Annotated in this window: 2 protein-coding genes; both read left to right on the plus strand. The window is 41.3% G+C overall.

All coding sequences use genetic code 11. From position 1 onward, the window contains the following. Positions 1-119: 119 nt before the first annotated feature. A complete protein-coding gene (cmr5, locus tag ETB99_RS14475) occupies positions 120-323 on the plus strand; it encodes a type III-B CRISPR module-associated protein Cmr5 (protein WP_171700924.1) in 204 nt (67 codons plus the stop codon). Positions 324-327: 4 nt separating this feature from the next. Then, on the plus strand, positions 328-1,404 hold the full coding sequence (cmr6, locus tag ETB99_RS14480; RefSeq protein WP_253263656.1) for a type III-B CRISPR module RAMP protein Cmr6: 1,077 nt from the start codon (positions 328-330) through the stop codon (positions 1,402-1,404). The last annotated feature ends 115 nt before the right edge of the window (positions 1,405-1,519 follow it).

Raw genomic sequence — 1,519 nt, forward strand, 5'->3', positions numbered from 1 at the left:
TTATGTCTTCTGTTGACGGGTGACACGCTTGATCGCGTTCTTTCTACCACTTAGGGCATTTTCTATTACGGGGATGCCCTATTTGTGTTGCGCTTCTTTACATACTACTATCGGAGTGAATAGTTACAGAATATGATGCTATTTATAGCACATTGCGAGATTGGTTAAAAGAAAAGTATAAAGACAAATTCAAAGATAAAGAGTTTGTCGAGGTAGTGATTAGTTTATCAAGTGCTGAATATCGCGCATGGACGATGGAAGCATTAGCGTTGTTAAACTGGATGCGCAAGTTTGCAGACGGCATGGCAAAGCAAGGAGAGTGAACTTATGAACAAGCGTCACACCGCAAAACAACAAGTACGAGAAGAAAAATATTTTCTTCCAAAAGATACGCATGCGATTTTTCGCGCTGCAAACGATCAGCAACTAACTCATTTAGCTTATTGTTTACATTATGGGCTATCTCATGAGTTTGATGAGAAAAAAGGTTGCTATAAAGTAGCGAAACGTCTTCCTGTCGTATCCATTCATCCAGACGTTCAACAAGTGGCGAAACAAGCACTTCTTCATCGTGAGCGTTCGTTTGTTTCTTTTGCGCATATCGCATCTGTTCGGAAGCTCAAAGCTACGCCTGTCGGAAAAATGGTTCACGGGCTCGGTGCCGGTCACGTTCGCGAAACGTCGCTAACGATTCATCCAATGTACGGGATTCCATACATTCCAGCGTCAAGTTTAAAAGGTGTCGTGCGGCAATGGTGGATCGAAGCGTACGGGGAAGGAAAAGAAGCCGCAATCGAACAGTCTAATGAAGCAACAGCGATTTTCGGTACACAGCAACGACGAGGTTGCGTGCAGTTTTACGACGTTTACTTAGTGAATGGGTTGCAACTCGTTCCAGAAGTAATGACGGTGCATATGAAGAAGTACTATGAAACAAAAGGTATGCCGACAGATGATCAATCTCCGACACCTGTTTCGTTTTTTACAGTGAAAGTGACGGACGTCGATATTTATTTATCTTGTTTACATCGTGAGCATCAACAGGCAGAGAAGCTATTAAAAAAAGCAACGGAGTGGACGATGCGAGCACTTGAGGAATTAGGGATTGGTTCAAAAACATCGTCAGGATATGGCTATTTTCGTAACGTACGCGACGTGACAGAACAAGAGTTTCTTCCGCTTATGAAGCAAGCGAAAGAGCAAATCGAAAGCGAGATGCAAAAACAACAGCAACAAAAAGAAGAACAGTACCTCGCTTCTTTGTCGCCGGAAGAACGATTAGTGAAAGAAATTGAACGATTAACAACAAACGAACAAGACCAGCAAAAAAGTAAATCCGAGTTATATAAACAAGTCATTGAAACAAAAAATAAAGAAGCTGCCCGAGCATTAGATGATGTATAAAATTTTGTGTAAAGCATTTTGCTAGGCAAAAAGAAAAAAGGTAGGGTATTCTCTGATTTGAACCAAAAATCTTAGAGAAAGGAGTACCCTACCTATGTCTAAAAGTATACCGAAT

The sequence above is a fragment of the Anoxybacillus sp. CHMUD genome (assembly GCF_013096965.1).
Taxonomy (GTDB): Bacteria; Bacillota; Bacilli; order Bacillales; family Anoxybacillaceae; genus Anoxybacillus; species Anoxybacillus kestanbolensis_A.

Coding starts and splice junctions, on each gene's coding strand:
- cmr6 (WP_253263656.1), top strand. CDS start 328: ATGAACAAGCGTCACACCGCAAAACAACAAGTACGAGAAGAAAAATAT.